Source organism: Streptomyces ossamyceticus, assembly GCF_001418475.1.
GTDB classification, from domain to species: Bacteria; Actinomycetota; Actinomycetes; order Streptomycetales; family Streptomycetaceae; genus Streptomyces; species Streptomyces ossamyceticus.
Map to the genome: position 1 here is coordinate 1 of NZ_LIQX01000287.1, position 6,200 is coordinate 6,200.

Annotated in this window: 4 protein-coding genes; all 4 read right to left on the reverse strand. The window is 72.8% G+C overall.

All coding sequences use genetic code 11. From position 1 onward, the window contains the following. Positions 1-1,120 (reverse strand): phytoene/squalene synthase family protein (locus AOK15_RS21860; protein ID WP_167738843.1); only part of this gene is annotated, 1,120 nt, incomplete at its 3' end. A 190-nt stretch (positions 1,121-1,310) separates the two neighbouring features. Next, positions 1,311-3,881: a polynucleotide kinase-phosphatase gene (locus AOK15_RS21865; protein ID WP_055519488.1), complete on the reverse strand. Its 2,571-nt coding sequence runs from the start codon at positions 3,879-3,881 to the stop codon at positions 1,311-1,313. Then, the gene (locus AOK15_RS21870; protein WP_055519490.1) at positions 3,878-5,455 is read right to left on the reverse strand and encodes a 3' terminal RNA ribose 2'-O-methyltransferase Hen1; all 1,578 of its coding nucleotides are present in this window, start codon (positions 5,453-5,455) and stop codon (positions 3,878-3,880) included. The genes AOK15_RS21865 and AOK15_RS21870 overlap by 4 nt, the downstream gene beginning before the upstream one ends. Before the next feature lie 256 nt (positions 5,456-5,711). Continuing rightward, a partial coding sequence (locus AOK15_RS21875) for an SDR family oxidoreductase (RefSeq protein ID WP_079058623.1) occupies positions 5,712-6,200 on the reverse strand: 489 nt, incomplete at its 5' end.

Below are 6,200 nucleotides of genomic sequence, written 5' to 3' on the forward strand. Positions count from 1 at the left end.
GCCCCGCGACGATGGCCACGTGGTTCGGGAGCTGGGCGGCGGCGATCTCGGGCGGGCGTACACCGTCGACGTGGGGGCGCGGCGGCAGGGGCGGCTCGGCGACCGGCACCGGCTGCCACTCGGGGGTGGGGTGCGCGGCGTCGGCGTCGGGACCCGGGGCCGGGCGGCCGCCTGGGGTGGCCGTGGTGGGCGGCAGGGTCAGCCGCCAGATCGCGGCGGCGCGGGCGCGGGCCGGGCCGAGGAGGCGCCACTGCTTGTGCCGGGGGACGCGTACGGGCCGGCTCAGCGCGGCGGGGCCCGCGCCTATGATCGCGTCCAGCTCCGCGGTGAACAGGTCGACGGTGGTGTCCAGGACGATCGCCGGCCCCAGTGGCAGGCTGCCGCGCAGGACCCGGCGGGCGCCCTCCAGCCAGGCACGGGCCTCACCCGTGAGGTGGGCGATGAGCCGCCGGACGGCGGGGGTCCACCGGCGGGCGATCAGATCGGCCGGGGCGACCTGGAACCGGTCGAGCACCTCGGTCGGGAACCAGACCTGGCCGCCGTCCAGATCCTCGGGCAGGTCGCGGAGCATGTCCGCGAGGAAGAGGCCCTCCACGAAACGGGTGAAGCCGGGTACGTCCCGCAGCCGTACGGGGACGGGCAGGCCGCACCGCACCAGCAGCCGCATGAACTGCTCGGGCCAGCTGATGTTCTGGGCGTGGGACCGTTCCCGCCACTCCTGCCAGGTGGCGACGGACTGCCGGTCGCCGTCCCGCTGGACCGCCTCCAGCGCGCCCAGCAGGTCCCCGAGGTCGAGCCCCCAGTGCCAGACGGCGTCGGTCAGCGCGAGACGGATCGGGTCGTCGCTGGTGCCGCCGGCGAGGTCGGCCTCCAGCGCCGTCCGCCACTCCCGGAGCCGGGCGGCGCGCTCCTCGGGGGTGCCGTCGGTGGAGTCGAGCAGGTCGTCCGCGTGGGCGAACGCCGCGTACAGGGCCCAGCAGGCGGGCCGGGCCGCCGGGGGCATCAGACCCATCAGGGCGTACTCGGTGGGCCGTGTCGTGCGGACCAGGCGGCGGCACTCGTCGTAGGCGGCGTCGAGTGCCGATCGCTGTCGCCCGGACTGCGCTGTGCTGCGACGCATGGGGTACCCCGCATACCTTCGAATGGAACCGATGGGACCGACCCGGGTGACAGCGATCGCCTGCGATTGGCTGCGATCGCTGCCCCCGAGCAGTGCCGGAACCGCTGAAACCATTCGAACGCGGAGCACGGCCACGCCTGTCTGCGACATTATCAGCCGCAAAGTCACCGCACAGGCACGGGCCCGGCGGTCACAGCCGGGGGTCGACGGGCTCCGACTCCAGGGCCAGTACCCCGAACACCGCCTCGTGCACCCGCCACAGCGGCTCCCCCTCGGCGAGCCGGTCGAGGGCCTCCAGACCGAGGACGTACTCGCGGATGGCGAGCGACCTCTTGTGGTTGAGGAAACGGCCGCGCAGTCGGGCCAGGTTGTCCGGGCGGGTGTACTCCGGGCCGTAGATGATGCGCAGGTACTCCCGGCCCCGGCACTTGATGCCGGGCTGCACCAGCCGCCCCTGCTCCGTGCGGACCACGGCACCGACCGGCTTCACGACCATGCCCTCGCCGCCGCGGCCCGTCATCTCCAGCCACCAGTCGACGCCGGCCCGGACCGAGTCCTCGTCACCGGTGTCGACGAAGAGGCGCCGGGTGGTCTGCAGCAGTCCACTGGCGTCGAACTCGACGAGCCGGTCGAGGAGGGCGAGCTGCTCGTCGTGCGGCAGCGCCGCGAGGCTGCGGCCCTGGACGGCGAGGATCTGGAACGGGGCGAGCCGCACCCCGTCCAGGCCCTCGGTGGGCCAGCAGTAGCGCCGGTACGCCTCGGTGAACGCGGCCGCGTCGACGGCCCGCTCCCGCTGCTTGTCCAGCAGTGCGCCCACGTCGACGCCCCGCGCCGCCGCGCCCTCCAGGGCGGCCAGCGCCCCCGGGAAGACCGCGCCGGACGCGGCGCCGACCGCCGCGTACTGGGTGCGCAGCAGCCCGGACGCCTTCAGCGACCACGGCATCAGCTCGGCGTCGAGCAGCACCCAGTCGGTGTCCAGCTCCTCCCACAGCCCGGCCGCCGTCATCGCCTCGCGCACCCGGCCGAGGACCAGCTCGGTGCGGGCCTCGTCGTCGAAGAACGGGCGGCCGGTGCGGGTGTAGAGGGAACCGGTGGGGCCGTCCACCCCGAAACGGCGGCGGGCCGCGTCCGCGTCACGGCAGACCAGGGCGACGGCCCGCGAGCCCATGTGCTTCTCCTCGCACACGACGCGCGCGACCCCGTCCTCCTTGTACTGCGCGAACGCCTCCGCCGGGTGCTCCAGATAGCCCTCGACGTGCGAGGTGGCCGTCGGCGCCATGGTCGGCGGGAGGTACGGCAGCAGCCGCGGGTCGACGGCGAAACGGCTCATGACCTCCAGGGCGGCGGCCGCGTTCTCCTCGCGGATCGAGACGCGGGCCTGGCCGTCGTAGCGGGTCTCGACGATACGGCGGCCGTGCACGTCCGCCAGGGCCAGCGGCCGACCCTCGTGGCCGCCGGGCGCCTCGGAGGCCAGCGGCCGCGTCGGCTCGTACCAGACCTGCTCCGCCGGTACGTCGACCAGTTCGCGCTCCGGCCAGCGCAGCGCGGTCAGCTTCCCGCCGAAGACGGCGCCCGTGTCGAGGCAGATGGTGTTGTTCAGCCAGGTGGCCTGCGGCACCGGGGTGTGGCCGTAGACGACGGCCGCGCGGCCCCGGTAGTCCTCCGCCCACGGGTAGCGCACGGGCAGCCCGAACTCGTCGGTCTCCCCCGTGGTGTCGCCGTACAGGGCGTGGCTGCGCACCCGGCCGGAGGTGCGGCCGTGGTACTTCTCCGGCAGTCCGGCGTGGCAGACGACCAGCTTCCCGCCGTCGAGGACGTAGTGGCTGACGAGTCCGTCGATGAACTCCCGTACCTGCTTCTTGAACTCCTCGCTCTCGCCCTCCATCTGCTCGATGGTCTCGGCGAGGCCGTGCGTGTGCTGGACCCCTCGGCCCTTGAGGTAGCGGCCGTACTTGTTCTCGTGGTTGCCGGGCACGCACAGCGCGTCGCCCGAGCCGACCATCGACATCACGCGGCGCAGCACGCCGGGGCTGTCCGGGCCGCGGTCGACGAGGTCGCCGACGAAGACGGCCGTACGGCCCTCGGGGTGGACGCCGTCGACGTAGCCGAGCTTGCCGAGGAGTGCCTCCAGCTCGTGGGCGCAGCCGTGGATGTCGCCGATGATGTCGAACGGGCCGGTGAGGTGGGTGAGGTCGTTGTAGCGCTTCTCGGTGACGATCGTGGCGTTCTCGACGTCGGCCACGCCCCGCAGGACGTGCACCTTGCGGAAGCCCTCGCGCTCCAGGTGGCGCAGCGAGCGGCGGAGTTCGCGGGTGTGGCGCTGGATGACGCGGCGCGGCATGTCGGCGCGGTCGGTGCGTGCCGCGTTGCGCTCGGCGCACACCTCCTCGGGCACGTCCAGCACGATGGCGATCGGCAGCACATCGTGCGTGCGGGCCAGATCGATGAGCTGCTTGCGGGACTCCGACTGCACGCTGGTGGCGTCGACGACGGTGCGGCGGCCGGCGGCGAGCCGCTTGCCGGCGATGTAGTGGAGCACGTCGAAGGCGTCCTTCGTCGCGCTCTGGTCGTTCTCGTCGTCGGAGACGAGGCCCCGGCAGAAGTCGGAGGAGATGATCTCGGTGGGCTTGAAGTGCCTGCGGGCGAAGGTCGACTTGCCGGAGCCGGAGGCGCCGATCAGGACGACGAGGGAGAGGTCGGTGACGGGCAGGGTGCGCCCCGGGGTCTTCTGCACGCCGGTCTCCACGGTGGTGTCGCTCATGCCGCCTTCGCCTCCTTCTCGTTCATGTCGCTGATGCCGAACACGGCCATCTGGGTGGGTGGCCCCACCTCCGGGTCGTCGGGTCCGACGGGCACGAACGCGACGTCGTAGCCGTGCCGTTCGGCCACCGTGGCCGCCCAGGCGCGGAACTCCTCGCGCGTCCACTCGAAGCGGTGGTCGCCGTGGCGGACGTGGCCGGCCGGGAGGGTCTCCCAGCGGACGTTGTACTCGACGTTCGGGGTGGTCACGACGACGGTCCGGGGGCGGGCCGAGCCGAACACGGCGTACTCCAGGGCGGGCAGCCGGGGCAGGTCGAGGTGCTCGATGACCTCGGAGAGCACAGCGGCGTCGTAGCCCTTCAGCCGGTTGTCGGTGTAGGCGAGGGAACTCTGGAAGAGCTGCACGCGCGAGGCCTGCCGCTCCCCCATGCGGTCGAGCTTGAGGCGGCGGGAGGCGATGGTGAGCGCGCGCATCGACACGTCGGTGCCGACGATCTCGGTGAACCGCGGGTCCTTGAGCAGCGCCTGCACGAGCTGGCCCTGTCCACAGCCGAGGTCGAGCACGCGGGCGGCACCGGAGTCCTTCAGTGCGGCGATGATCGCGTCGCGGCGGAGCACGGCGAGGGGTGTGGGCCTGTCCTCGGCGGGCACGTCGGTCTCGGCGGGGCCGTCGGCGGTGGCGGGGACGGCGCCGTCCGTTCCCGCGGCCGTCCCGGCGGCATCGGAGGCACCGGGCGCCGCCGTCTCCTCCGCATCCTCCGGCTCCTCGACGGCGTTGTCGATCTCCTCGACCTCGCTGTCGTCGGCCTCGGCCAGCCGTACGAGTTCCAGGCGCTCCATGGCCTGGCGGGTCAGCGACCAGCGACGCGAGAGATAGCGGCTGGTGATCAGCTTCTGCTCCGGGTGCCCGGGCAGCCAGCCCTCACCGGCGCGCAGCAGCTTGTCGACCTCGTCGGACGACACCCAGTAGTGCTTGGCGTCGTCGAGGACCGGCAACAGGACGTACAGGTGGCGCAGTGCCTCGGCGAGGGTCAGGGACTCCGACTCCAGGACCAGGTGGACGTACCGGGAGGCGCCCCACTCCGGGAACTGGGTGTCGAGGGGCACCGCCTCGGCGGTGACCGTCCAGCCGAGCGGCTCGAACAGCTTGGCGACGAGGTCGGGGCCGCCACGCGCCGGCAGCGCGGGTATCTCGATACGCAGGGGGCGGGCCTCGCCCGGGGCGTCCGGCCGGGCGTTGCAGCGGCCGCTCATCGCGCTGGAGAAGACGCTGCTCAGCGCGACGGCGAGCAGGGAGGAAGCCGCGTACGGACGGTCGTTGACGTACTGGGCGAGCGCCGCGTCGGGGGCGCCGCCGCGGCCCTTGCCCTTGCCCCGCCGGACCAGGGCCACCGCGTCCACCTCCAGCAGCAGCGCGGCCGTGCACCGCTCGACGCCCGCCTCTGGGTAGAGGACGTGCGCCTTGCCGTAGGACGTGGAGAACGCTTGCGATTTGTCGGGATGCTTGTGCAGCAGGTAACCGAGGTCGGTCGCGGGGCGCTCTGGGGTGCCGGTGGTACTGATCGTCAGGAACACGTCGGGTTGGCCTCGAGTCGGGTTGGAAGTGTCCGTACAACCTACAGAGAACGTGCTCTGGGCAGGGAGTATTTTCGGCCCTGCCCAGAACTACGGCCGGTGGGCGGGGCACCGGCCGTACCACCGTCCTCCTGCGGGTTGTCGAGGCCGCGTCGTGGAGTCGCGTCGTTCGTGGCGTCGCGTCGCGTCGGTCGTGGCGTCGCGTCGCCGAGGTGAGTTGTCGCGTCGCGTTCGGGGGTGAGGTGATGAGCGGGGGTCAGGCGGTGAAGCCGCCGTCGACGTGGAGCGAGGCTCCGGTGATGTACGCGCCGTCGGGGCCCGCCAGGTGGGCGACGGTGGCCGCGATCTCGGTGGCGTCCGCGTAGCGGCCGACAGCGGTGAAGCCGGCGATCGTCTCGGCGTTCGGCCCGTCGGCGGGGTTGGCGTCCGTGTCGGTGGGGCCGGGATGCACCAGGTTGACGGTGACTCCGCGCGGGCCGAGCTCTCGGGCCAGGCCCTTCGTCATGCCGATCAGGGCGGTCTTGCTCATCGAGTACAGCGCGAGTCCGGGGAAGACCGCGCGCTCGGCGACGTTGCTGCCGATGCTGATGATGCGGCCGCCGCCCCGGTCCATGTGCCGCGCCGCCGCCTTGGACGCCGCAAACGGCGCCCGGACGTTCACGGCCAGCGTGCGGTCGATCTCCGCCGGTTCCATGTCCTCGATCGGGCCGACGTGGAAGACGCCGGCGTTGTTGACCAGGATGTC

Coding starts and splice junctions, on each gene's coding strand:
- AOK15_RS21865 (WP_055519488.1), bottom strand. CDS start 3,881: ATGAGCGACACCACCGTGGAGACCGGCGTGCAGAAGACCCCGGGGCGC.